The organism is Afipia sp. OHSU_II-C1 (genome assembly GCF_000497575.1).
Lineage (GTDB): Bacteria > Pseudomonadota > Alphaproteobacteria > Rhizobiales > Xanthobacteraceae > Afipia.
Window position 1 is genome coordinate 399,463 of record NZ_APJI01000010.1, and the last position, 24,639, is coordinate 424,101.

Annotated in this window: 24 protein-coding genes and 1 pseudogene; 15 read left to right on the forward strand and 10 right to left on the reverse strand. The window is 62.1% G+C overall.

The genetic code is table 11. The features are described from left to right. Positions 1-222 precede the first annotated feature (222 nt). The 5 genes and pseudogenes from recF to rpsT all read right to left on the reverse strand — a co-directional run bounded on the left by recF (position 223) and on the right by rpsT (position 6,133). The gene (recF, locus tag I554_RS0111530) at positions 223-1,368 is read right to left on the reverse strand and encodes a DNA replication/repair protein RecF (RefSeq protein ID WP_024575696.1); all 1,146 of its coding nucleotides are present in this window, start codon (positions 1,366-1,368) and stop codon (positions 223-225) included. 81 nt (positions 1,369-1,449) lie between these two features. Then, positions 1,450-1,733 (reverse strand): annotated as a pseudogene (locus I554_RS25535) (GIY-YIG nuclease family protein). 121 nt (positions 1,734-1,854) lie between these two features. Next, complete coding sequence (gene dnaN / locus I554_RS0111540) at positions 1,855-2,973, reverse strand: DNA polymerase III subunit beta (RefSeq protein ID WP_024575697.1); 1,119 nt, start codon at positions 2,971-2,973, stop codon at positions 1,855-1,857. A gap of 226 nt (positions 2,974-3,199) precedes the next feature. Next, the gene (gene dnaA, locus I554_RS0111545; protein ID WP_024575698.1) at positions 3,200-4,636 is read right to left on the reverse strand and encodes a chromosomal replication initiator protein DnaA; all 1,437 of its coding nucleotides are present in this window, start codon (positions 4,634-4,636) and stop codon (positions 3,200-3,202) included. Between the two features lie 1,230 nt (positions 4,637-5,866). Beyond that, positions 5,867-6,133: a 30S ribosomal protein S20 gene (gene rpsT, locus I554_RS0111560; protein WP_006023567.1), complete on the reverse strand. Its 267-nt coding sequence runs from the start codon at positions 6,131-6,133 to the stop codon at positions 5,867-5,869. A 310-nt stretch (positions 6,134-6,443) separates the two neighbouring features. Between rpsT and I554_RS0111565 the strand changes: the two genes are divergently transcribed. From I554_RS0111565 to I554_RS0111575, 3 genes are all read left to right on the forward strand, one after another. After that, on the forward strand, positions 6,444-6,761 hold the full coding sequence (locus I554_RS0111565) for a hypothetical protein (RefSeq protein WP_024575699.1): 318 nt from the start codon (positions 6,444-6,446) through the stop codon (positions 6,759-6,761). A 168-nt stretch (positions 6,762-6,929) separates the two neighbouring features. Continuing rightward, entirely contained in the window at positions 6,930-7,583 is a 654-nt protein-coding gene (gene msrA, locus I554_RS0111570; RefSeq protein ID WP_024575700.1) for a peptide-methionine (S)-S-oxide reductase MsrA, read from the forward strand. Positions 7,584-7,717: 134 nt separating this feature from the next. Continuing rightward, positions 7,718-8,284, forward strand: coding sequence for a polysaccharide biosynthesis/export family protein (locus I554_RS0111575; RefSeq protein WP_024575701.1), 567 nt, complete (start codon positions 7,718-7,720; stop codon positions 8,282-8,284). Between the two features lie 133 nt (positions 8,285-8,417). On the opposite strand, the gene I554_RS0111580 is transcribed toward I554_RS0111575, so the two are convergent. Then, positions 8,418-8,750 carry a hypothetical protein gene (locus I554_RS0111580; RefSeq protein WP_024575702.1) on the reverse strand — a complete coding sequence of 111 codons (333 nt, stop codon included), beginning with the start codon at positions 8,748-8,750 and terminating at the stop codon, positions 8,418-8,420. Between the two features lie 75 nt (positions 8,751-8,825). Here I554_RS0111580 and I554_RS0111585 point away from each other — a divergent pair, with 75 nt between their 5' ends. The 6 genes from I554_RS0111585 (at position 8,826) to I554_RS0111615 (ending at position 15,013) form a co-directional block, all read left to right on the forward strand. Next, positions 8,826-10,184, forward strand: a complete 1,359-nt coding sequence (locus I554_RS0111585) for an acyclic terpene utilization AtuA family protein (RefSeq protein ID WP_024575703.1) — start codon at positions 8,826-8,828, stop codon at positions 10,182-10,184. Continuing rightward, on the forward strand, positions 10,178-10,522 hold the full coding sequence (locus I554_RS0111590; RefSeq protein ID WP_024575704.1) for a hypothetical protein: 345 nt from the start codon (positions 10,178-10,180) through the stop codon (positions 10,520-10,522). The genes I554_RS0111585 and I554_RS0111590 overlap by 7 nt, the downstream gene beginning before the upstream one ends. Positions 10,523-10,747: 225 nt before the next feature. Further along, positions 10,748-11,665, forward strand: a complete 918-nt coding sequence (locus I554_RS0111595; protein ID WP_024575705.1) for an EamA family transporter — start codon at positions 10,748-10,750, stop codon at positions 11,663-11,665. Positions 11,666-11,871: 206 nt separating this feature from the next. After that, positions 11,872-12,363: a (2Fe-2S)-binding protein gene (locus I554_RS0111600; RefSeq protein WP_024575706.1), complete on the forward strand. Its 492-nt coding sequence runs from the start codon at positions 11,872-11,874 to the stop codon at positions 12,361-12,363. After that, positions 12,360-14,645, forward strand: a complete 2,286-nt coding sequence (locus tag I554_RS0111605) for a molybdopterin cofactor-binding domain-containing protein (RefSeq protein ID WP_024575707.1) — start codon at positions 12,360-12,362, stop codon at positions 14,643-14,645. Before I554_RS0111600 ends, I554_RS0111605 begins: the two co-directional genes overlap by 4 nt. 134 nt (positions 14,646-14,779) lie before the next feature. Further along, positions 14,780-15,013 carry a hypothetical protein gene (locus I554_RS0111615; RefSeq protein ID WP_024575708.1) on the forward strand — a complete coding sequence of 78 codons (234 nt, stop codon included), beginning with the start codon at positions 14,780-14,782 and terminating at the stop codon, positions 15,011-15,013. A gap of 2 nt (positions 15,014-15,015) precedes the next feature. On the opposite strand, the gene I554_RS0111620 is transcribed toward I554_RS0111615, so the two are convergent. From I554_RS0111620 to I554_RS0111630, 3 genes are all read right to left on the reverse strand, one after another. After that, positions 15,016-15,876 (reverse strand): SDR family NAD(P)-dependent oxidoreductase, encoded by an 861-nt coding sequence (locus I554_RS0111620; protein WP_024575709.1) that lies wholly within the window; start codon positions 15,874-15,876, stop codon positions 15,016-15,018. Further along, positions 15,873-16,091, reverse strand: a complete 219-nt coding sequence (locus I554_RS0111625; RefSeq protein WP_024575710.1) for a hypothetical protein — start codon at positions 16,089-16,091, stop codon at positions 15,873-15,875. The genes I554_RS0111620 and I554_RS0111625 overlap by 4 nt, the downstream gene beginning before the upstream one ends. 72 nt (positions 16,092-16,163) lie before the next feature. Next, positions 16,164-16,649, reverse strand: coding sequence for an anthrone oxygenase family protein (locus tag I554_RS0111630; protein WP_024575711.1), 486 nt, complete (start codon positions 16,647-16,649; stop codon positions 16,164-16,166). Positions 16,650-16,828: 179 nt separating this feature from the next. Here I554_RS0111630 and I554_RS0111635 point away from each other — a divergent pair, with 179 nt between their 5' ends. Together I554_RS0111635 and I554_RS0111640 are read left to right on the forward strand one after the other, a co-directional pair. Then, positions 16,829-17,083 (forward strand): DUF3551 domain-containing protein, encoded by a 255-nt coding sequence (locus tag I554_RS0111635; RefSeq protein WP_024575712.1) that lies wholly within the window; start codon positions 16,829-16,831, stop codon positions 17,081-17,083. A gap of 304 nt (positions 17,084-17,387) precedes the next feature. Next, complete coding sequence (locus I554_RS0111640; protein ID WP_024575713.1) at positions 17,388-19,277, forward strand: GGDEF domain-containing protein; 1,890 nt, start codon at positions 17,388-17,390, stop codon at positions 19,275-19,277. Positions 19,278-19,292: 15 nt separating this feature from the next. On the opposite strand, the gene I554_RS0111645 is transcribed toward I554_RS0111640, so the two are convergent. Beyond that, positions 19,293-20,279 (reverse strand): aliphatic sulfonate ABC transporter substrate-binding protein, encoded by a 987-nt coding sequence (locus I554_RS0111645; protein ID WP_024575714.1) that lies wholly within the window; start codon positions 20,277-20,279, stop codon positions 19,293-19,295. Positions 20,280-20,705: 426 nt separating this feature from the next. Here I554_RS0111645 and I554_RS0111650 point away from each other — a divergent pair, with 426 nt between their 5' ends. The 4 genes from I554_RS0111650 to I554_RS0111665 all read left to right on the forward strand — a co-directional run bounded on the left by I554_RS0111650 (position 20,706) and on the right by I554_RS0111665 (position 24,632). Continuing rightward, positions 20,706-21,656 carry a sulfonate ABC transporter substrate-binding protein gene (locus I554_RS0111650; RefSeq protein WP_024575715.1) on the forward strand — a complete coding sequence of 317 codons (951 nt, stop codon included), beginning with the start codon at positions 20,706-20,708 and terminating at the stop codon, positions 21,654-21,656. A gap of 71 nt (positions 21,657-21,727) precedes the next feature. Further along, positions 21,728-22,660, forward strand: coding sequence for a sulfonate ABC transporter substrate-binding protein (locus I554_RS0111655; RefSeq protein WP_244432739.1), 933 nt, complete (start codon positions 21,728-21,730; stop codon positions 22,658-22,660). After that, positions 22,657-23,823 (forward strand): FMNH2-dependent alkanesulfonate monooxygenase, encoded by a 1,167-nt coding sequence (ssuD, locus tag I554_RS0111660; RefSeq protein WP_024575717.1) that lies wholly within the window; start codon positions 22,657-22,659, stop codon positions 23,821-23,823. The genes I554_RS0111655 and ssuD overlap by 4 nt, the downstream gene beginning before the upstream one ends. After that, positions 23,820-24,632: an ABC transporter permease subunit gene (locus I554_RS0111665; RefSeq protein ID WP_024575718.1), complete on the forward strand. Its 813-nt coding sequence runs from the start codon at positions 23,820-23,822 to the stop codon at positions 24,630-24,632. Before ssuD ends, I554_RS0111665 begins: the two co-directional genes overlap by 4 nt. Positions 24,633-24,639 lie beyond the last annotated feature (7 nt).

The following is a 24,639-nucleotide window of genomic DNA, read 5'->3' on the forward strand; positions in this document are numbered from 1 at the left end:
GCAGAAAGATCGAATCGGGCCGCGAAAAATGCGCCTTCGATTGTCGATTTGTGCCATGAAAACAGACAAGCTCCTAGGACAAAGTGACGTCCCGCAAGCTATTGAATAGATGGGGTTTTCAGGCTGTTTTTCAAGGCTCCGAAACGGCATTTTCGGGGCTGTGGAAAAGCCTGATTCGGACCGCCCGAAAGAGGGTCTCCGTCAGCGGGATTGCCGCCTGATTCAACCGCGCGGGCGGCGCTTTACGGTCCCTGCATCGACCTCGAAGACATCCGCGCGCGCGCCGATATCCGCGAATGCCGCCGGATCGGCGCCGGTCATCCAGACCTGCGCACCCAGCGCCGCGAGTTCGTCGAACAACGCGGCGCGGCGATTGGGGTCGAGATGGGCGACGATTTCATCGAGCAGCAGGAGTGGCGTGATGCCGGTCATCTCGGCCACCAGCGTGGCATGGGCCAGCACCAGCCCGATCAGGAGTGCTTTCTGTTCGCCGGTGGAGGCGTCGCGTGCCGGCATGTTCTTCGGTGCGTAGATGACCTGCAAATCGGTCAGGTGCGGCCCGTTCAGCGTACGGCCTGCGGCTGCATCCTTCGCACGGCTCTCGCGCAGTATTTCGCGATAGCGATCCTCGACGGCGATGGCCGTGTCGGCAAGCAGCGCGTTCTCCATCCAGCCATCCAGTGCGATCAGGGCGGATGGAAATGCCGACGCCGAACCGCGTGCGGCCAGCATCGAACTCAATCGCTGCAATGTCTGGCCGCGCTGGGCGGCGACCGCGACCGCAAGTTCCGCGGTTTCGCGCTCGATGGCGTCGCACCAGTGCGCATCGAAGTTGCGGTCTTCCAGCAGGCGGTTGCGCGACCGCAGCGCGCGGTCCAGCGCCGAGACGCGGCTGGAATGTTCGCTGTCGATCGCCAGCACCAGACGGTCGAAGAAACGCCGGCGCTCCGATGCGGCGCCCATGAACAGGCCGTCCATCGCCGGCGTCAGCCAGACCATGCGCAGATGGTCGCCAAACGCTGTTGCAGATGTCACCGGTTCGCGGTCGATGCGCACGCGGCGGGAGGAGGCTGCGCCGTCCGCGCGCGGGGCATCGATGCCGGTGCCGAGCGTCGCAAGGCCGAGTTCGCCTTCCACCTCGGCGGACACCGCCCACGAGCCGTCGCCCTGGATATCCGCGACGTCATCGAGCGTGGCGCGGCGCAGGCCGCGTCCGGGCGAGAGAAACGAAATCGCCTCCAGGCAATTGGTCTTGCCCGCCCCATTGGCGCCGACCAGCACCACGACATCGCCGCGCACGTCCATGCTTGCCGCGCGGTAGTTGCGGAAGTGCGTGAGACTGAGGCGCAGAATGCGGGAGACGGTCATGGTGGTGATATAGCCCAATGCGCCCGCTCTGAAACCCCGAACTGTCATTGCCGGGCTCAACCCGGCAATCCATCTTCCGCGTCAGCGGACAATCTCGTCGTAAAGATCCAGCCACTCGGGATTGTTTGCGACGATAAGGTCGATTTTCCACTCGCGCGACCAGTGATGTTTTTTTCGCGCTGGAGTGCGGCAGCGATAGTGTCATGCTGCTCGAAATAGACGAGCGTTTTAACGTCGTAGCGTTTGCTGAAACTCTCAGCGAGTCCTTCACGGTGTTCGTAGATGCGCCGTACCAGATCGTTGGTAACACCCACATACAGGGTGCCGCCCGGCCTGCTGGCAAGGATGTAAACCCAATAGCTCATTCAAAGAGGATGGATTGCCGGGTCAAGCCCGGCAATGACGATCTTCAGTTTTGCGAGATCGCACCTCAGGTCTCCTCTCCCACAAGGAGAGGGGAAAGCGCAGCAGTCTGTTCTGGGCGTACTACACCCGCATCGGCATCAGGACGTAAAGCGCGCCCTTGGAGTCCTTGTCCTGCACCAGCGTCGGCGAGCCTGGATCGGCAAGGCGCAGCACGGCGACCTCGCCTTCAATCTGGGCGGCAATGTCGAGCAGGTAGCGCGAGTTGAAGCCGATATCGAGCGCATCGGCGGCGTATTCGACTTCGAGTTCTTCCGTCGCGCTTCCCGAGTCGGGATTAGTCACCGACAGCACCAGCTTGCCGGCGGACAGCGCGAGTTTCACGGCGCGGCCACGCTCCGAGGAAATCGTCGAAACGCGGTCCACCGCCGCCTCGAAATCCTTCTTGTCGACGATCAGTTCCTTGTCGTTGTTCTGCGGAATGACGCGGCCGTAATCGGGGAACGTGCCGTCGATCAGTTTCGAGGTCAGCACAACATCGCCGATGGTGAAACGGATCTTGCCTTGCGACAGTTCGATCTTCAGTTCGGCCTCGTTGTCCTCGATCAGGCGCTGCACTTCGCCGACGGTCTTGCGCGGTACGATGACGCCAGGCATGCCCTCGGCGCTCTTGGGCAGCGGCAAATCGACCTGTGCGAGGCGATGACCGTCGGTCGCGACCGCCCGCAGCGTCGCAGCCTTGGCGGCGCCTGCTGCGTGCAGATAAATGCCGTTGAGGTAGTAGCGGGTTTCTTCGGTCGAGATCGCAAACTGGGTGCGGTCGATCAGCCGCTTCATGTCCGCGGCGGCCAGCGTGAACGAGTGGGTCATGTCGCCGGCGGCGAGATCGGGGAAATCGCTTTCCGGCAGCGTCTGCAGCGTGAAGCGCGAGCGCCCCGCGCGGATGGCCAGCACGGAGCGATCGCCGTCGCCTTCCAGCACGATCTGCGAGCCGTCCGGCAGCTTGCGCACGATGTCGTAGAACATGTGCGCCGGAACGGTGGTCGATCCGCCGGTCGCGGTTTCAGCCGCCAGCGTTTCGGTCACTTCAAGGTCGAGGTCGGTGGCCTTCAGGCTGAGGCGCGACTTGTCGGCGCGGATCAGCACGTTGCCCAATATCGGAATTGTGTTGCGGCGTTCGACCACGCGATGGACGTGGCTCAGCGATTTCAGGAGTTGCGCCCGCTCGACCGTAACCTTCATGACAATTCCGCCCGATCCCAAGTCCATAGCGTGATTGGAGGTGCCGGGCGACTGGACAGCGCGCCGCGGCGACTGAACCCTGCGATCCGGCGAAACGGGAATTTCGCCGGAGCCGCAGGGGACCGTAAGGTGGCGCGGTTGAACGCGAAGCGCAAGGGCGAGAGCCGCCGGAAGGCGGCTTTCCCCCTTTGTTATCTCAGGTTTTTCCAACCCGGGCTGGGCTGGATCACTCCTGAAGCTGGCGCTTCAGCAGTTCGACCTCGTCGGACAGCGACACGTCCTTGGCGACCAGTGCCTCGATCTTGCGCACCGCGTGCAGGACCGTGGTGTGATCGCGGCCGCCGAACCGGCGCCCGATTTCGGGCAGGGAGCGCAGCGTCAGTGTCTTGGCCAGATACATGGCGACCTGACGCGGGCGGACCACATTGGCGGTCCGGCGCGAGGAGAGCAGGTCGGAACGGCTGACATTGTACTGTCGGGCGACCACGCGCTGGATGTCCTCGATCTTGACCCGCTTCGGCTCCATCGGCCGGACCAGATCGCGCACTTCGCGCTCGGCCATTTCCAGCGTCACGGCGGTGGCATTGAGCTTGCTGTGAGCGAGGAGGCGGTTGATCGCGCCTTCGAGGTCACGGCCGTTATGGGTGATGGTCTTGGCGAGATATTCCAGCACCGGCATCGGCACATCGAAGGTGGCGTGATGTGCCTTCGCGGCCGACACGCGCGACTTCAGGATTTCGAGCCGCAGTTCTTCGCCAAGCGAACCCATCTCGACGACGAGACCGCCAGCGAGGCGCGAGCGCACGCGGTCGTCGAGGCTTTCCAGATCGGACGGCGGCCGATCGGCCGCGATCACGACCTGACGGCCGGCGTCGATCAGCGCGTTCAGCGTGTGACAGAACTCGGACTGGGTCGACTTGCCCTGCAGGAACTGAAGATCGTCGATCACCAGCACGTCGATGCCGCGCAGCGCTTCCTTGAAGGCGAGCGCCGTCTGGGATTTCAGCGCGGCGACGAAGCCGTACATGAATTTCTCGGCGGTCAGGTACAGCACCTTGCGCTCGGGATTTGAATTCCCGGCCCAGGTCACGGCCTGCAGCAGGTGGGTCTTGCCGAGGCCGACGCCGGCATGAATGTAGAGCGGGTTGAACATCACGCTGTCGCCGCGACGGCCTTCCGCGACCTGACGCGCGGCGGCATGCGCCAGCGTGTTCGAGCGGCCCATCACGAAGGTCGCAAAGGTCAGGCGTGGATCGAGCGGCGATCCGCCGAGCGCGTCATGGCTTGCGGACACCGGCGCGGTGGCGGTGTTGCGCAATTCGGGGGCAGGGCGGCTTGCGCCAGTGCCGAGTTCCGGCCGGCGCAGGTCCTGCGGCGCCTTGGCGTCCTTCACCGGCACGGCGCAGCGCATCGCGGTGCGCACGGTCAGTTCAATTCGCTTCACGCTCGGCGCTTCCGACTGCCAGCAGGCGAGAACCCGGTCGGCGTAGTGCGCCTGGATCCAGCTCTTCAGGAACTTGGTCGGGACCGTCATGTGAACGCAGTCATCATGAATGCGCTCGAGGTCCATGCGGGCAAACCAGCTCGTGTAAAAATCCTCGCCGACGTTGGTCCGCAGCCGTCCTTTGAAGCGCGCCCACTGATCGCGCTCGATGTCTGCCAGTTCGATGCCTGCCGGGATTGATTCTGCCGAGATTGTCATTTGCGTTCTGATCTTTTGATTGAGTTGTGGTCCGGCCATTGCCGTGGTGGTGCTCCCCGCTGACATGCGCTTCTTCCGTCACTTGCAGACGCTCCGCCGTTCGGCGCTGACCGCCGCGGGCATCGCTCAGCTTTGGGAAGGAAACGCGTGTCGCGTTAGCGCGTACTGGAATGAGGTGGCGGACCGCAGGGCGCGGCTGGAGTGCTCGCTGAAATGAATTCGCTGGAAATGATTGCTGTAAAGTCGATGTGCCTGCTCTGACTGCTGGACATAGAAATTCCCCCTCCTGCCACGGTAAAACCATGGCAAGTTGTTATCGCCTTGATCTGTTCTAGTCTTTTGTTTCGCCCGACCAGTTGACTGATCAGGCTTCAGCCGCCGCTTCGTTTTGCCCGTCCAAACCTATCCCCTGCCTTCAAGCCGGTGGGTTTTTCCTCTGCGGGGTTTCTCGCTTTGTTACGCGGAGCCCGGAATGATCCGGCCGCCGCGGCGGAGAAATTTTTCGCACAGAAGACCGCTCTCACAACTCACGTGAGCTCAGGCCCGACCATCGCTAGGAAAGCGTCGCTAACTTGCAGACCAACTGACTTGCATGCCCGCCCAAGAGTCTCAAACCGCGCTGATCAAGAGAGCCGTGGGCGACGCGACGTAATAAGAAATACACGAGGCGCTGCGGCTCGCAACGAAATTGATTTCGCATCGCGCGCTCAAAGCGCGACTTGCCGCTGATGCGAAACACCGAGCGGTTCATGACAAAACAGCAAGGTTTTGAATCTGTGCGCAGATTCGAAAAGTCGGACAACTGTCACAAATGGAGCAATCGGCAAAACTTCCTTCATAAATAATTTATGATTCCTCAGGCGACGCATGCGTTTTCCAACTGCTGTCCGCCACTATGCCGATAAGGCCTTCGCCAAGCGTGTTTTTTTGTGATCGGCAGAACAGGGTAACCCCAGCGCGCGCTTCAAGGCCGGCGCATCAACGCGCTTGCATTTTCAAAATGTCGAAGGCGCGGCGCGTGCCGTTGGCTTGCGCATTTTGAATGGTGCTCGCGTGCCGCTCGCGTTGTCACATGCCGGAGATTGTTTGCGCGTGATGGTGCACGTGCAAAAGAAAAAGCCCGGCGCTGGCCGGGCTTTTGCAGACGATCTTTTTGAAGATCAGTTTTTCGAGACGCGTGCGCCGCGGAACTTACTTGGCGAGCTTGGCGATCTGGTGGGTCAGGCGCGACACCTTACGGCTCGCGTTGTTCTTGTGAATGATGTTGCGCTGCGCAGCCTGCATCAGATCCGGCTCGGCCTTCTTCATCGCTTCGAGAGCGGCGGCGCGATCGCCCTTCTTGATGGCTTCTTCGACGTTGCGAACCGAACCGCGCATCTGGGTGCGGCGCGATTTGTTGATCAGGGTGCGGCGAGCAATCTTGCGAGTCGCCTTCTTGGCGGAGGTGGTATTGGCCATGGTCTCTCGGTTTCTCTCGGTCCGTCAGACCGCGGCTGTCGTTGTGAGCCGCAGGGCTGATCGCTATCGACCGTTCGGCCGATGATGGGTGAAAATCGGTGGTCCTGAAAATGTTCTTCGCAAAGAGCCTGTCCAAACAACACACTCTTAAAGAACATCGGCGGCAGGATTGCGCCCGCCGCCAGTTGCGGGTTCTTATAGGGATACTGGCCTGCACCGTCAACGATTTCCGGGCCCATTTTGGGGTTTCCGGGGCCGGGTGGGGCGCCCGCCGGGACCGGCGAAGTGATTGAAATAAATGGGGTGAATGATGATCCGTGGGTTTTTTCGTCTGATTGGGCTGTTTCTGCTGGTGATCGGCTTCTTGTCGCTGGTTTACGACGGAGCCCGGACCATTGCCGACCAGACCCTGCGGATTACGCGGCTCGGAGAGCTCTGGAACGACATCAACCAGGCCAGCCAGCAGTCGTTTCAGGCCATGGTCGAGGGCGTTTCGCCGTTGCTCTGGAGCAGCGTGATGAAGCTTCTGCTCAACCAGCCGGCCTGGGCGGTTCTGGGCATTCTCGGTATCGTGCTGATGCTGCTGTTCCGGCCCTCGAAGCCGTTGATCGGTTATTCCCGAAACTGAGCGGCCGCCTGCCGCAAGGGAATTCGCCTGGCGGGCGGACGGCAAAAGCGGATCGCGGATATTTCAAGGGGCGATGCCGGACATATGATGAGCCGGCCGTCCGTAACGCTCTGACAATTGCCGCGTAGAGGCCCATATAGAGAGACGCGAACCCGTAAGGAGCACGCCATGTTCTTCTCCCGCAAACCCCTCGATCTGCCGAGCACCGCCGATGCCCTGCCGGGCCGCGCGACCGCGTTGCCGACGGCGAGAACCCATTTCGTCAACGGGCACGCGCTGAAGGGGCCTTATCCGGAAGGCCTTGAGACTGCGGTTTTCGGTCTCGGCTGTTTCTGGGGCGCCGAACGCAAGTTCTGGGAAATGGACGGTGTCTATGTGACCGCGGTCGGCTATGCTGGCGGGGTGACGCCGAACCCGACATATGAAGAGACCTGCTCGGGCCGCACCGGCCACACCGAAGCGGTGCTGGTGGTGTTCGATCCGAACAAGGTGTCGTACGACGCGCTGCTGAAGACGTTCTGGGAAAGTCACGATCCGACCCAGGGCATGCGTCAGGGCAACGACATCGGCACGCAGTATCGCTCGGCGATCTACACCACCAGCGACGCGCAGATGGCGGCGGCGCTGGCGTCGAAGGACGCCTATAACAAGGCGCTCAACGCCAAGCGGTATGGCTCGATCACCACCGAGATCAAACCGGCCGGCGAGTTCTATTTTGCCGAGGACTATCATCAGCAATATCTGGCGAAGAATCCCGCCGGCTACTGCGGTCTCGGGGGAACCGGCGTGTCGTGCCCGATCGGAGTGGGTGTGAGCGCGTAACGCATGATCCGGAAAAGTGGGAACCGGTTTTCCGATCAGATCATGCGCAACTAACCCCGCGCTTACCCTTTATTAACCATAAATGCTGCAAACCGGGCCTGTCTCTCATCACGAGGACAGGTCCGGAGCGTTTCATGCGTGCGTCGCGGTTGTCGCTGATCGCTGTCGTTGTTACTGCGCTCGCGCTGACGGGCTGCATGCAGACGTCTGCGTCTGTGACGACCGGCTATGCTCCGGTTGATGAGCCGTATCGGCTCGACGCCGGAGACCGGCTTCGCATTGTTGTTTACGGCCAGGAAGGTCTCACCAACACCTATGCGGTCGGTGCCAGCGGGTCGATCACCATGCCGCTGATCGGCTCGGTTCCCGCACGCGGTCTGACGCCGGCCGAGCTTGCAGCCGCGGTGACGGCGCGCCTGAAGCGAGGCTATCTGCGCGAGCCTTATGTGGCGGCGGAAGTCGAGAGCTACCGTCCGTTCTTCATCCTCGGCGAAGTGACTGCGCCGGGCCAGTATCCCTATGTGCCCAACATGACGGTCGAGAGCGCGGTGGCGATCGCCGGCGGTTTCACCCCGCGCGCGGAGCGCAAGGCCATCCGGCTGACCCGCGTTGGTGAAGGCGGCGCAGCACAGGCCGTTGTGCCCCCCGGCACGTTCCTCAAGCCCGGCGATACCATCTCGGTCGCAGAACGCTGGTTTTAAGGGCCTGTCATTGCCGGGCTTGACCCGGCAATCCATCTTTTCAACGCGCGATCGATGCGTGGTTTAAGCCCGCGCATGACTTGCGGACGTCCTTCCATCAGATGTCGGGGATGCCAGAGAGAAGGATGCGGGCTTATCGCCACATCCAGTTGCGGCTCCAGTCGGCCTTCCAGCCGGTGAGGCGGCCGCCGCGGAATTGCAGATAGAGCGGATCGTCGCGGAACGACCACCGCGCGCCGACATTGCGGATCACGACAAAAATTTCGTTGCCGGGCTGCCCGCTGACATAGCTCAGCGGTTGCCCGAGCGCGTCGGTTGCGTCCTCCACGCTCATGCCGAACACCAGCGGGGTGTGGTTGGATAGCGTCGTGGTGAAGGGGGAGGGCGGCAGCCGCTCCGCGCGCGCAGCCGCCGGGGTATGCGCAAGAGCGATGGCGACAAGCGAGGCGAAGGCAACTAGTTTCATGCCCAAAGTGTTCATCGGTTTTGCCGGTCAAGGCAAGCCGAAAGACAAATGAAAATTCCGGGGAAGGATCAATTTTTGTCGGGTTTACGGATAGGTGCGGGATCGGCGTGGTGGGGTGACCGCATCGAGCCTGCGAAGCTCAACGCCGAGCAGGGCGATCTCGATTATCTCTGTTTCGAGACCATGGCGGAGGCGACCGTCTCCGCCGCGCAGGTGCGCAAACGGCGCGATCCCTCGTTCCCCGGATATGACACCTATCTTGACGACCGCATGAAGGCGGTGCTGCCCGGTTGTTTGAAACGCGGCACCAAGATCATCAGCAATCAGGGTTGGATCAATCCGGACGGCGCGGCCCAGCGCATCGTTGAATTGCTGCGCGCGCACGGCGCAGCGGGGAAGAAAGTCGCCGCGGTTTCCGGCAGCCTGATCACCGAGCGGATCGCGAAACTTGGCGGCACCATTCTGGAAAACGGCGCGGCGGTGAGTTCGATCGCGCCGGAGATCATTTCCGCCGAAGCCTATCTCGGCGCGGAGCCGATCGTTGAAGCCCTGCGGCAGGGCGCGGACATCGTGATCACCGGGCGTGTTGCCGATCCCTCATTATTTCTCGCGCCGATGATGCATGAATTCGGCTGGCGCTCCGATGACTACACAACGCTCGGCGCGGGTAGCGGCCTCGGGCATCTGCTGGAATGTGGCGCGCAGGTCACCGGCGGCTATTTCGCCGATCCGGGCTTCAAGGATGTGCCCAACCCGTGGGATCTGGCGTTTCCCATCGCGGAGGTCGAGAGCGACGGCTCTGCGGTGATCGCGAAGGTCGCGGGCACCGGCGGCGTCATCAACGCCATGACGGTGAAGGAGCAGATGCTCTACGAGGTGCATGATCCGGCGAATTACATCACGCCGGATGTGGTGGTGGACTTCACCACGGCTGCGCTTGAACAGGTGGGGCCGGACCGCATGCGTGTCAGTGCCATCGGCGGCAAGCCGCGCACGCCGACTTTGAAAGTCTCGATGGGCTGCATGGGCTTCATCGGCGAGGACATGTTCTTTTATGCCGGTCCCGGTGCGCTGCGCCGCGCGCAGCTCGCCAAAAAGATTCTGGAAGAGCGGTTCCGCATCGTGAATCTCAAGGCCGACGACTTGCGGATCGATTTCCTCGGTCTCAACGCGATCCACGGTGAAGCGACTCCAAACGATGCACCAGAGCCTTATGAGGTCGCGATACGTGTCGCAGCGCGTTGCAGGACGCGCGAGGAAGCCCTGAAGGTCGGCCGCGAGATCGACGGCATGGCGGTGTCCGGTGTCGGCATGACCGGCAAACGGGTGCCGCATCAGGACCGCGCCCGCGAGATCATCGGCGTGTGGTCCACGCTGGTGCCGCGCGAGGCGGTCCCGCCCGTCATCACCTGGTACGAGCTGACGCCATGCTGATCAAACTCGAGCAGGTGGCGCATGTGCGGTCCGGCGACAAGGGCAACACCTCGAACATCGCAGTGATCGCCTATCGCGATGAATTCTATCCGCTGCTGAAGGCGCAATTGACTGCGGCAAAGTTCAAGGAATTCTATCGCGGGGCGATCAAAGGTCGCGTCACGCGTTATGAAGCCGACAATCTGGCGGCGCTGAACTTCGTGGCGGAAGGCGCGCTCGGCGGCGGCGTGTCGCGCAGCCTCAGTCTCGACAATTACGGCAAGGCGCTATCGGCGGCGATCCTCGGCTTTCCGATCGAGGTGCCGGAGAAGTATGCCAACCTGCTGCGCGGCGGATAAACTTCGATCCGCATCGAAACAACGATTGTCTGATATGAGCGAGTATCTGGCTACGAACGAAAAGTGCTCCCTCTCCCCGGCGGGGAGAGGGTGGGGGTGAGGGGATCTCAATCTATCGAGAGATTCTACGCCCTCACCCGGCACGCTTTGCGTGCCGACCTCTCCCCACGGGAGAGGTGAATCATTGCTAACCGATACTTCTGGAAAAGAACGTTATAGGCCGACATGACTCTCGCCATCGAGACGCCTCCCGCGCGCACCGCGGTCAACCTTGCCCTGCTGGTGCTGCTGGCGACGCTGTGGGGCGCGGCCTACACACTGGTCAAGATCGGCGTGGAAACCATCCCGCCGCTGACTTTTATTTCCGGGCGTACGCTCATCGCAGGCGGCATCCTGCTGGCGATCATGGCCCTGCGCGGCATCGCCCTGCCGCGCGATCCGGCGGTGTGGAAGCGTTTCATGATTCAGGCCTGTCTCAACAGTGTGGTGCCCTTCACGCTGATCGCCTATGCGGAAACCCATGTTGGTGCCGGCCTCGCGACCATCCTGGGTTCGAATGCGCCGATCTTCGCATTTCTGCTGGCGCTGCTGTTCGTGCGTCACGAACGTCCGACCCTGCGCCAGTCGTTTGGCGTGGCGGCGGGTCTGGCCGGAATCTGTCTGGTCGTGGGCGTCGACGCGTTGAACGGACTGGGGCAGGACGTTCTCGCGCAGCTGGCGCTGGTCCTCTCCGCCGTGATGTTTGGTGCTGCGGCGTTGTTCGGGCGCAATTTCAACGGGCTCGATCCGATGGTGCCGGCTGCCGGATCCATGATCTGCGGCGCGGTGATGCTGACGCCGCTCAGTCTCATCATCGACCGGCCGTGGACTCTGACGCCGTCGGTGACGTCCATCGCGGCCCTGATTGCACTCGCGGTGTTCTCGACCGCGCTCGCCTTCGTGATTTACTTTCGGCTGATCCAGACGCTTGGATCTGTGGGCACGACCGCGCAGGCTTATCTGCGCGTGCCGCTTGGTGTCGGCCTTGGCGTGGTGGTTCTGGGCGAAACGCTCTCGCCAACGGTCTGGATCGGTCTGGTATGCGTGGTCGTGGGGATCGCTGCGATGACAATTCCCAAGCGCGCGGTCGCACCCATCAGCTAGCCCTTTATCGGCTTGTCGCATCGCACAACTGCAGCGCTGCGTTGCCGCGCATCATTTCATTTTGACCGATTCTAATTCTGTTGCCAGCAGTTGCAAACGCGACCATGCTCCGGTGGCTCGTTACCGACCGGTGCGTGACGGGCGGACGACCTCGATGTGAGTCATCGCCGTAAGCGATGTCGTGCACCGGCGGGGAAACGCAAAAGATGCCAACGATAAGCATTAACGGACGGAATGTGTCCGTCGACGCGGCGAACGACACGCCGCTGCTCTGGGTTATCCGCGAACAACTTCAAATGACAGGGACGAAATTTGGCTGCGGCGCAGGTCTTTGCGGCGCATGCACCGTGCACGTCAACGGCGAAGCGGTGCGCTCCTGCCAGACCGCACTGAGCGACGTCGCCGGCAAGAAGATCACCACCATCGAAGGGCTGAGCGCCAAGGGCGATCACCCGCTGCAGAAGGCATGGATCCTCGAGCAGGTGCCGCAATGCGGTTACTGCCAGTCCGGCCAGATCATGCAGGCGGCCTCGCTGCTCGCCAAGAACACCAATCCGACGAAGGATGAAGTCGTTGCGCATATGGACGGCAATCTGTGCCGCTGCATGACCTATTCGCGCATTCAGAAGGCGATCATGCGCGCTGCCAATGACATGCGCACCGCGTCGAATGCGCCGACCAATCGGAGCGCAACATGAACAAGCACATCAAGGCCGATTCACCGGCAGACCTCAGCCGCCGCTCGTTCATTGTCGGCACATCCGCAGCAGGCCTCGCGCTTGGCTTCGCCTCCGTTCCGGGATCATCGGCGCTCGCCGCCCCGGCCACGCCCGCGGCGTTCGATCCGAGCGTGTGGTACTCGATCGCGCCGGACGGGCTTGTCACCGTGACCTGCGGCAAGGCCGACATGGGCCAGCACATTGCGTCCACCATGGCGCAGCTTGTGGCCGAAGAACTCGGCGCGAGCTGGAAGGACATGCGGGTTCAGCTCGCGTCCAACGATCCGAAGTACAACGATCCGGTTCTCGGCGCGCAGATCACGGGTGGCTCCTGGAGCACCATGATGAACTTCGACGCCATGAGCCGCGCGGGCGCTGCCGGCCGCATTGCGTTGACCGAGGCTGCTGCCGGTATCATGGGTGTCCCGGCCAGCGAACTCGTGGTGCGTGATTCCAGAATCTCGCATGCGAAGTCGAAGAAGTCGCTGAGCTTCGCGGAGATCGTCAAGAGCGGCAAGGCCACCAAGAAGTTCTCTGCCGATGAGCTAAAGGCACTCAAGCTCAAGACACCGGATCAGTACACCTTGGTCGGTCAGTCGATTCCGCAGATCGACATTCCGTCGAAGACCAACGGCACGGCGAAGTACGGCATCGATACGTTCCTGCCCGGCATGGTCTACGGCAAGATCGTGATGCCGCCGGTGCGCTATGGCGCAACGGTGAAGTCGGTCGATGACAGCGCAGCAAAGAAGGTGCCAGGCTTCATCAAGGCGGTGACGCTGGAGGACAAGACCGGCACCACCACGGGCTGGGTGGTGGCGGTGGCCAACACCTACGCCAACGCCAAGAAGGCGGCGGAAGCGCTCAAGGTCACCTACGACAACGGGCCGAATGCCAAGGTCTCCAGCGAATCCCTGCTGGCAGAAGCCAAGCGGTTGCAGGCCGACAACGCATCGGGTCTGTTCTTCGTCAAGAACGGCGACACTGCGGAAGCGCTTGGCAAGGCATCGAAGGTGATGGAGGCGGAATATACCACCAACATCAATATCCATGCGCCGATGGAGCCGATGAATGCCACGGCCGAGCTGAAGGGCGACATCTGGCACGTCTACACCGGCAACCAGTTCGCCACCCGCTCGGGTGCGATTGCCGCCGGTGCGCTCGGTGTCGATCCGAAGTTCCTTGTCATGCATCAGGCATGGCTGGGCGGCGGCTTCGGCCGGCGTCTTGACGGCGACATGCTGATTCCGGCGGTGCTTGCGGCGAAAGCCGTCGGCAAGCCGGTCAAGGTCATTTACTCGCGCGAAGACGACACCACCATGGACTTCTCGCGGCCGTTGACCTTCCAGAAGATCAAGGCCGGTCTCGACGACAGCGGCAAGCTGATCGCGTTCAATCATGACGTGGTCAGCGCGTGGCCGACCAAGCGCTGGGGCATCCCGGCGTTCCTATCGCCGGATGTCGAGAAGAAGGGCGCGCTCGATGCCTTCACGGTGAACGGCGCGGATTTCTTCTACACCGTGCCCAACCACAACGTCCGCGCCATCATCAACGAGATGGCGCAGTCGGCGACGCCTTCGGGCCAGTTGCGCTCGGTGGCTCCCGGCTGGACCTTCTGGGCGGTGGAAAGCATGCTCGACGAACTTGCGGTGGCGGCGGGGAAAGACCCGGCGCAATTCCGCATCGACATGCTCGACGGCGCGGGCGCCAATGCCGGCGGCGCGCAGCGGCTGCGCAACACGCTGCTCGCGGCGATGGGCCTTGCCGGTTACGGCACCAAGAAGCTGCCCAAGGGCGAAGGCATGGGCGTTGCCTGCGTGTCGTCGCAGGAACGCGCCACCGCGAGCTGGACGGCGTGTGTCGCCCATGTCGCGGTGGACGACAGCGGCGAGGTCAAGGTGAAGAAACTTACCGTGGCCACCGATGTCGGCACGCAGGTCAACCCGGACGGCATCCGCGCCCAGGTCGAGGGCGCGGCGCTGTGGGGCATGTCGCTGGCGCTGTTCGAGAAGGCCACCATGAAGGATGGTGCGATCGAACAGACCAATTTCGACACCTATACCCCGATGCGGATGAGCCAGATTCCGGAGGTGGCGCTTGCCGTCATCGCCAATGGCGAACCTGCCACCGGTGTGGGCGAACCTGCGGTGACCGTGGTCGCTCCGGCGCTGGCCAATGCGATCTACAACGCGGTCGGCGCGCGGGTGCGCTCGTTGCCGATCACGGCGGAAGCGGTGAAGGCCGGCATGAAGAAGGCCTGATCACCCCGACTGGTTAAACGAAAGCCGGAGCATCAACGATGCTCCGGCTTTCTGTTGGCATGCGATCCGGAAAATAGCCCTCATATGGAAAGCTGTGCAATTGACCACGATTGCGCCGCGCGCGATCATGACAAATGACTGGAAAATTCCAGAACAAGCTTCCGGAGTGGCGAGGCAGTCTTGAACGGGCCTTGCTGCCGATCCTGATTTTCGCACCGTCGGTCACCGTGCTGTGCTGGGTGGCGGCCTGGATCTTCCGCGACGAATTTGTCTTCAAGGCCGTGCTGATCGGGCTTGGCTGTTTCGCCATCGTGCTCGGAGCCGTGGCCTGTCTGCTGGTGCTTTTGAAGCGGATCGACCGCGAGTGAGGTCAGTCCTTTTTCACCGGCACCCTTCGCCGGGTCATCGTATCGACCACGCGGTCCGGTGTCAGCGCGCGGCCGAAGGGGCCAAGATGCGCGATCACGCCGACGCTGTAACGCGTTCGCGGCCGCTTCACCGTCGCAGCCTTGAACACCGCACGGGCGACTGTTTCGGCGCTCATCACCCCGAACCCGCGCGGATCGAGAAAATCGTGCATATAGGCCGCGAGCCGCTGCTTGAAAAAGGCATAGGGGCTGTCCGGCCCGGTATCCGGAATCTGTTTCAGCAGTGTCGCCTCGAAGTGCGTGGCGATGGGCCCCGGCAGCACGTTGACCACGTCGATCCCGAACGGTTCGACCTCGGGACGCAGCGCATCGGTCAATGCTTCAATGGCGAATTTCGTGGCGTGATACGCGCCGCCGCCGATTGAACTGACACGGCCGGCGACTGAGCTGACATTGACGATCCGCCCATGCCCGGTGCGGCGCATCGCCGGCAGCACCAGCTGCGTCAGCCGCAGGCCGCCAAAAACATTGGTTTCGAACTGCCGCCGAAGCGCGTCGAGCGTAATTTCCTCGAGCGGGCCGTACTGGCCATAACCCGCGTTGTTGACCAGTATCTTCACTGCGCCGAATTCGTGCTCAATGGCCTCCACCGCTGCGCGCCGCGCTGCTTCATCGGTGACATCGAGTGCGAGCGTGCGGCAGCCCAGCGTGCGCAGCTCCTCGAGTGTGGAAATGTCGCGCGCCGTTGCGAACGTCTCGTAGCCCGCGGCGCGGAAGAGTCTTGCCGCTGCCCGGCCGACGCCGCTTGAGCATCCGGTTATGAGCACAGGGCCCATCGCATTCCTGCTGAGGGCTTCCGTCATTTGCGGCGGGCGGTTGTCTTCTTGCGCTTGGCGCGGGGAGCAGAGGCTTTTGCGCTTCTGCGCAATGCCTCCCGCAGGTCCTTCGGCACGCCGTGCTTTTTCAGGAGATCGGCGAAGGATTCATCGGCCAGTTCCTGAAGCGTCGCCATCCGGTCACGGCCGAGCTGCACCAGGGCCTGATAGGTTGTCTCGTCGAATTCGATGACCTTGCGCATGCCAACCCCTCATATGACCGGGCATTCAGGCTGTCATCATACAAGGGATTCCATCGCCTCCGGTCAACGCTTTCAGCGTGCGACAAGTGCGACCACGAACAATGCGCTGGCAGCGGCCGAGGCAACCGTCCGCACATGATTCCAGAAGGTCCAGTCCTTCAGGTAACGCGCCCACACCGCCGCGGCGTCGGCACTGGCCGGATCGACGGCGTCGAGGGCGTTGTTGAGCGGCACGTTGAAGATCACCGTGCAGACGAACATGCCGACCACATACAGAAGACCGGCCGCAAGCGTAGCTGTCGCGGCGGTCTCTCCGAGGCGAAACAGCGCCAGTCCCGCGAGCAGCAGGGCCGCCAGTGTCGTTCCCCAGAACAACGGCATGAACAGCGATTGCAGGATCGTGGTGTTGATCGACTGCATCGCGGAAATGCCATGCGCCTGCGGAATTCGGCCAAGCGCGGTCATGATGAAGGTGGAAAAGGCAAAATACAGCCCGGCCATCATGCCGCAGCCGAGCGCCGAGAACCACAGCAGCACTGTAGAAACGGACTGGTCCATGTCTCATGCCCTCCATGCGCCGGTTGCGGCTGCCTTGCAGACATAGTGGCTGCGTTTTCGAGCGGGCGCTACGGGAGTGCCCGCCCCACGCGCATGGTCACATATTCGTTTCTTGACGGATCGGGAAAGCCGGAGGAACGCTTCAAGGCGGGCCCGTTCCGCTCGGGAGATTGCCAACGATGAATGGACAGAAGATTATTGTGGCCGCGGCGGCGTTTGCGGCGTTTTTGATTCTCGGTACCGGCCCATCGGCCGCGCGCGATTATCCGTTTTGCAGGAAGGCTGAGGCGGGGCCGGGCGATTGCCGGTATGATACATACGAGCAGTGTCTGGCTGCGGTCTCCGGCACGGCTGGTTACTGCCAGCAGAATTTCTGGCTCGCGCCCGCAGGGCAGGGAAGTCAGCCGCGCCGCGCGCGCGCCGTGCCCCGATAGCAATACCGCTATCTTGCCAAAGGAGACGGCGAGGCGTGTAAACGATGCGCCTTGTTGATGCGTCCGCCCGTTATACATGTCACGGCCGGTTAAGCTGAATTTTCCCCTAACGCGCTCGAACCATGCGTGAAGATACGGCGCTGTTGCCGGTGTTTGCGCAGCTTTTCCCCGTACGCTCAACCGGCGCTCGGGTGCAGCCAGCTGTGGGTCCAATCTTAACTGTGTCATTTTACTCAAATGAAATCTCCGCATGTGCTTATGGCGGCAGATGCAGAAGCGCCGTGATGAAGGACCAGCAAGAACGATGACCTCGCGGTCCATCAACCATTTCGGAGCGAGCCTGCAACGGATGAAAAGCCGGTTCGTGCGCAGCATGCCGTGCGGCAGCGACCACAGCCTGCGCCGCAAGCTGCTGATCGGCACCGGCATTGCTCTCATCTGCACCGCGATCCTTGCCGTCAGCGTGATCGGTCAATCGCTCGATGATTATCGCCACGCCCGGCAGAATCTTCGCGGGCTGGAAAGTTTCCGGCTGATCCTCGATACCGCCAATCTTCTGTCGGCCGAGCGGGGGCCGTCGAACAGTGTGCTGGGCGCGACCGCCGCGGAGCATGGTGTGCTCCGCGAACGCCTGACCGCATTCCGCGCCCGCTCGGACGCGATTCTCGATCAGCTATCCACGGGGGCCGGTGTTCCGCCGGAATTGCTCGATGCGACAAGGGCGCAGCTTCGGAAAGGCCGGCAGGAGGTAGACCGGGTCGCAGCCATTCCGCGCGATCGCCGCCGGCTCGAAGACGTGCAGTCGGTCATCGAGAACATGTTCGAGGTGGTCGATATCTTTCAATCCGTGGTCACATGGAAAGCCGGGGACCTGACGACGCAGAATCCCGAACTGGCGGCGCCTGTCATGGTCGGGCGGATTTTCGGAGAGCTGCGGGAGTATGGCGGCAGGATCGCGTCGCAGATCATGGCGCCGATCGCCGTCAGTCAGCCCTTGCAGTCGAAACACCTCGTGGACAGCAACCGGACGCGTGGCCGCATTCTGGAGCTGTGGCGGCTGGCCGGGAATCAGAAAGTTATCGGCATCCACGATCCGCGCCTTGCGTCTGACCTGGGCGATGCTGAACTGATGTTTTTCGGTGAAGGCTTGGGCATACTCGACGGGCTGATTGCGGAGGGCCGGAAATCGGGCAACTACTCCATGACAGCCGACGAGTTCACCGTCCGCTTCGTAAAAACCCTGAAGCCGCTGGAACGTCTGCGCGGAGATTTTCTCGACGTCACCATTGAGCGTTTGACCGAGCTCCGCAACGGCGCTCTCACGATCCTTGCGGTGACGATCACGATCACCATGGTTATCCTGGCCATTCTCGCCGGCCTGCTGATCGCGGCCCAGCGCTTTGTGTTCGGTCCGCTGATGCGGGCGCGGGAAGCCGTGATCGTGCTGGCGGAAGATCGGCCCACCGTGCCGTATCAGGAGCCGCCTCATCACGCCACCGAGATGCGACGGCTGTTCGACGCCATCGCGATCCTGCGCGACAGTCTGGCCGAGCGCGCCTCGCTGACAAAGAAGCTCAAGCAGCAGGCGGAGACAGACGGCCTGACCGGTCTGATGAATCGCCGCGCAATCGATATGATCGGCGAAAGTCACACCAGCAGTCAGGTGATGGCAGACGGCGCCTGCCTGATTCTGATGGATATCGATCACTTCAAGTCGATCAACGACCGTTACGGTCATCTCGAAGGCGATCACGTTTTGAAGGAGAGCGTGCGGCTGGTGCGCGCGATGCTCAGCCAGAACGATATCTTCGCCCGGTTTGGCGGCGAGGAATTTGTCATCCTGATTCCGGGGCATGATCTTGGCGAGGCGAATGCGCTGGCGAAGCGGATTCGCGCCGCGCTGGAAACGCACGAGATTATCCTGTCCAACGGCGCCGCACTGAGCGTGACGGCGAGCTTCGGCGTTGCCAGAGGCAATCTCGGTCAGTTCGCATGGCGGCGGCTGGTCGAGGCCGCCGATGCCGCGCTCTACCGTGCAAAATCCGACGGCCGCAACTGCGTGCGTCATGCCCTGACATCGCAGCCGACATTGGTGCCGGATCTGCCGGAAGAAGGCGCTCTGAATTTGTCGCTTGAAAATGCGCCGCAGACGCTGGCCATTGTCGGAGGAGCGCCTGCGGCGAAGCGTTCGTAGCGAGCCGTCAGCGCATCACGGCGCGTTCGGCGTCCAGATCTTGACGGCGGCAGTGTCCAGCTTTTTCGGAATCAGGCCCTCGCCGAGGAACGCATCGGCGATTTTCTGCTGCTCGCTGAGGCCCACAGGCGTGACCGCACCGACGCCGTAGCTGCGGTGGCTGTTGGCTTCCTCGACAGTCGCGGCGTCGATGCCCCACAGTCCGGCCAGCAGCGTGGCGGCTTCCTTCGGATTGGCCTTCACCCATTTGCCGGTATCGCGCAGCTTGGCGAACACGATGTTCAGCACGTCGCTGCGGCGGTCTGCGAAGCTTTCCGAGGCGAGATAGTAGCGCTTGTAGCTCGCAAGGCCGCCGCTGCCGTCGGTGAGAATGCTCGCGCCGGACTGCCGCTGCGCGCTGGTGAGGAAGGGATCCCATGCCACCCAGGCATCGACATTGTTGCTGACGAACGCCGCGCGGCCGTCCGCCGGTGCAAGATAGGCGGGCGTGATGTCCTTGAAGTTCAGTCCAGCCTTGCCGAGTGCTGCGAGCAGCAGATAGTGGCTGCCGGCGCCCTTGGTCACCGCGATCTTCTTGCCCTTCAGATCCGTCAGCGTCTTGATCGGCGAATCCTTGGTCACGAGGATCGCCTGTGCTGCGGGGGACGCGCTTTCTTCCGCCACGTAGGCGAGTTTCGATCCCGCCGCCTGCGCGAAGATCGGGACGGTGTCGGCGACATCCGCACCGAAGTCGAGATTGCCGACGCCGAGCGATTCCAGCAGTGGAAGACCGCTGGAGAATTCATGCCATGAGACCTTCACGCCGAGCGGCGCGAGCGCCTTGTCGAGTTCGCCGTTGGCACGGAGAACCGCAATCAGCGTCGATGATTTCTGCAAGCCGATGCGGATCTGATCGGCAGGCTTGTCCTGCGCGAGCGATGCCGTCGCTGCGAGCATGATCGACGCGGCAGTGAGCGCGCCGGAAAGCAATCTGGAACCGGATAATCTGAAGCGTTGCGTCATCGTTTCTTGATCCTTGGCATGGGTTGATCCGCTGATCTTGCTTGTGAAGCGCAATCATGACGGCCTCTGGCGAGAGACTGTAGGAAACAAGCCGGACAATGAGTTGCCAAAGTTCCGATACCCGCCGCGCGTTTCATTCTCAATTTCAACGGCGGCGTGAAATGAATGCGCGACGATAAATTGTTGTTTGTTGTGCGCGCATGAGGGATCGGGGACTTCAATGCTGTGGTTTGTTTGGCTCACACCGGCGTGAACAAAATCCGTGCAGAAAATCAGTCTGCGTTCAGTGCGCTTCCTGAAACATTCGTATTGAGCGCGCGCATAACGGCAGCGCAGGCATCGCTATTTTTGTGGAGCACTCGACACCCCTAATTCGCATGATCATCATTCCAGACAACGAACGCAGGTATGTGCGGGAGATCTGGAATGAAGCGGCGAGAATTTCTGAAACTGTCGACGGCGGTCATCGCCGCTGCGGCGTCGCCGGTGGCGACGTTCGCGCAGTCAGCGCCGAGAGAAGTTCGCATTGGCTATCAGAAGACCGGCGTTCTGGTGATCGCGCGCCAGCAGAGAACTATCGAGAAGCGATTTGCCGCCGGCGGTGTGTCGGTCAAGTGGATCGAGTTTACATCGGGCCCGCCATTGCTCGAAGCCATCAGCAACGGTGCGGCGGATTTCGGCGCGGTGGGGGATTCGCCGCCGATTTTCGCGCAGGCCGCGAATGCCAATATCGTCTATGCGGCGGCATCGCCGATCAGCAACGGGCAGGGAATTCTGGTTCCGCCCGGCTCGTCCATCCGCACCATCGCCGATCTGAAGGGCAGGCGTGTCGGCTTTACCAAGGGGTCAAGCGCACACAACATTGTCGTACAGACCCTCGAGAAGGCAGGGCTTACCTATGAAGACATCACTCCTGTCTATCTGACGCCGCCGGACGCGGGACCCGCGTTTGCCAATGGCAGCATCGATGCATGGGCGGTGTGGGACCCTTACTTCGCGATCGGCGAGAGGAAGCAGAATGCCCGCATTCTCATCAACGCGTATGAGGTCGCGAAAACCAATGCCTTCTTCATCGCCAATCGTGACTTTGCCAGCAAGCAGCCGGGACCGCTGCGCGAAGTGATCGCGGGGCTGGCGGTGGCCGCGAGTTGGGCGGAGAGCAATCGCGACGCAGTGGCAAAATCCCTGCATGAAATCACCGGCGTGCCGCTCGATATTCAAGCGGTTGCTGCGAGCCGCGCGTCGTTCGCCATCGGTCCGGTAACCGACGGCATCATCGAAACCCAGCAGGGTGTTGCCGATCGCTTCCACAAGCTCGGACTGATCCCGAAGAAGATCGCCGTCCGGGACATCGTCTGGAAGCCGGCGCAAACCTGATGCGTCATCACCATTCTCCTTCAAAGGATATTTCCATGCACACCCGTCGCGCGTTTACGAAGCTTGGCCTGATGGCCTCTGCCACGGCAGCGTTGGTGCTTACGGCGCTCCTGCCGGCTGCTCCGGCTCAGGCGCAGGACAAGGTCGTCCGTATCGGTTTTCAGAAGTACGGCAAATTGGTGCTGCTGAAGAGCAAGGGCTCGCTCGAACCCAAACTGAAGGCGCTTGGTTATAACGTCGTCTGGACCGAATTTCCGTCCGGCCCTCCACTGCTCGAAGCGCTCAACGTGGGCGCGATCGATTTCGGCAACACCGGGGAGGCGCCGCCGATTTTCGCGCAGGCGGCCGGCGCACCGATCCAGTACGTCGCCTATGAGCCGCCCGCGCCGCAAGGCGAGGCCATCCTTGTTCCAAGAGACAGTCCGCTGAAATCGATCGCCGACCTGAAAGGCAAGAAGGTCGCGCTGAACAAGGGTTCGAATGTTCACTATCTGCTGGTGAAGGCGCTGGAAAAGGCCGGGGTCAAGTACAGCGAGATCACACCGGTGTTCCTTGCGCCGGCTGACGCCCGCGCAGCCTTCGAGAAGGGCGCGGTCGATGCCTGGGTGATCTGGGATCCGTTCCAGGCAGCGGCGGAAGTCGCCACGCAGGCACGTACGCTGGCGGACGGCACCGGCATCGTCTCCAACTATCAATTTTATTTCTCGTCGCAGAAATTCCTCGCCGCCGATCCGAAGATCGTAGATCTGGTTCTGGCGCAACTGAGCGAAGTCGACGACTGGGCCAAGGGGGACATCAAGGCGGTTGCCGAGCAGCTCAGTCCCTCGGTGGGCTTGCCGGTGCCGGTGCTCGAACTGGCGCTGAAACGTCAGTCCTACGGCATCAAGCCGATCAACGACGCCGTGATTGCCGAGCAGCAGCAGGTTGCAGACACGTTCCTGTCCCTCGGCCTGATCCCGAAAGCCATCAAGATTTCCGACGTTGCACGAAAGTCCGGATCATGAGCACAAATACCACGCCAGCCAATATCCTCTGGTTCCTGCCGACGCACGGCGACAGCCGCTATCTCGGCACCACCACAGGCGGGCGCGAAGTGAACTTCAACTACCTGCGCCAGATCGCGCAGGCCGCGGATCAGCTCGGCTATTTCGGGGTGCTGCTCCCGACCGGGCGGAGCTGCGAGGATTCGTGGGTCGTGGCATCGGCAGTTGCGCCATGGACAGAGCGACTGCGCTATCTCGTCGCCGTGCGTCCCGGTCTGCAGTCGCCGAGCGTGGCGGCGCGCATGACCGCGACACTGGATCGCGTCTCGAACGGACGGCTGCTGATCAATGTCGTGACCGGCGGCGATCCGGTCGAGAACAAGGGGGATGGCATCTTCCTGGATCACGATGAACGCTACGCCGTGACGCGCGAGTTCCTGAACGTCTACAGCGATCTGCTCGCGGGCAAGACCGTCAACGTGAAAGGCAAGCATATCTCGATCGAGGACGGGCGGCTGCTGTTCGAACCGATCCAGTCGCCGCGTCCGCCGCTCTATTTCGGCGGTTCGTCGGACGCCGGCATCGACGTCGCCGTCGATACCGTCGACAAGTATCTCACCTGGGGCGAGCCTCCGGCGCAGGTCGCCGAGAAGATTGCGCGGGTGAAGGCGGCTGCCGACAGGAAGGGCCGCAAGCTCTCCTTTGGCATTCGCCTGCATGTGATTGTGCGCGAGACCAACGAAGAGGCGTGGCGCGCAGCGGACGAACTCATTCAGTACGTTACGGACGACACTATCGCCGCGGCCCAGAAGATTTTCTCGCGGATGGATTCCGTCGGTCAGCAGCGCATGGCGCAGCTTCACGGCGGGCGTCGCGACAAGCTCGAGATCAGCCCGAATCTGTGGGCTGGTGTCGGTCTCGTTCGCGGCGGCGCAGGCACCGCGCTGGTCGGCGATCCGCAGACGGTGGCAGCGCGGATCAAGGAGTATCAGGACGTCGGTGTCGATACCTTTATCCTCTCGGGTTATCCGCATCTCGAAGAGGCCTATCGCTTTGCCGAACTGGTGTTCCCGCTGCTCAACCTGAACCGGTCCAACGTTGCGCACCTGCGCGTCAACACCGGACCGTTCGGAGAGACCATCGGCAACGATTTCCGTCCTCAGAAACAGGCCTCGTCGTCATGAGTCTCGCCGAATCCCTGTCACAGGCGCGGTCGCGCAGCTTTCGCATTCCACGGGCCGATGGCCTGACGCAGTGGATCGTCCCGCTGGTCATTCTGCTCGTCTGGCAGGTGGCCTGCGTCACCGGTTTCGTATCCGCACGCGTCCTGCCTGCGCCCTCGGATGTAGCGGTGGCGGGGTGGAAGCTGCTGCTGTCCGGTGAACTCGTCCGTAACATCTGGGTCAGCTTCTGGCGCGCGAGCGTCGGGTTTCTGATTGGCGGCGGCATTGGATTCATCTTCGGGTTGGCCAACGGGCTGTCGGAGCTCAGCAGCAAGCTCACCGACACCACATTGCAGATGGTGCGCAATGTCCCGCATCTCGCGCTGATCCCGCTGGTGATCCTGTGGTTCGGGATCGACGAGTCGGCCAAGCTGTTCCTGGTCGCCCTCGGGGTGTTCTTCCCGATCTACCTCAACACGCTGCACGGCATCCGCACGGTCGATCCACAGCTCATCGAAATGGGCCGGATTTACGGGATGGGCAACGGCGAGCTGTTTCGCCGCGTGATCTTTCCGGGTGCGCTGCCGTCGATCTTTGTGGGCCTGCGCTTTGCGCTCGGCATCATGTGGCTGACATTGATCGTGGCGGAAACCATCGCGGCGTCGTCCGGGCTCGGTTACATGGCGATGCAGGCGCGCGAGTTCATGCTGATCGATGTCGTCGTCCTGAGCATCCTGATTTACGCCTTGCTCGGCAAGGTGGCGGACTCAACCGCGCGCGTGCTGGAGCGGTTTACGCTGTCCTGGCACCCGGCGTTTCAGAAACATTGAGGCTCTC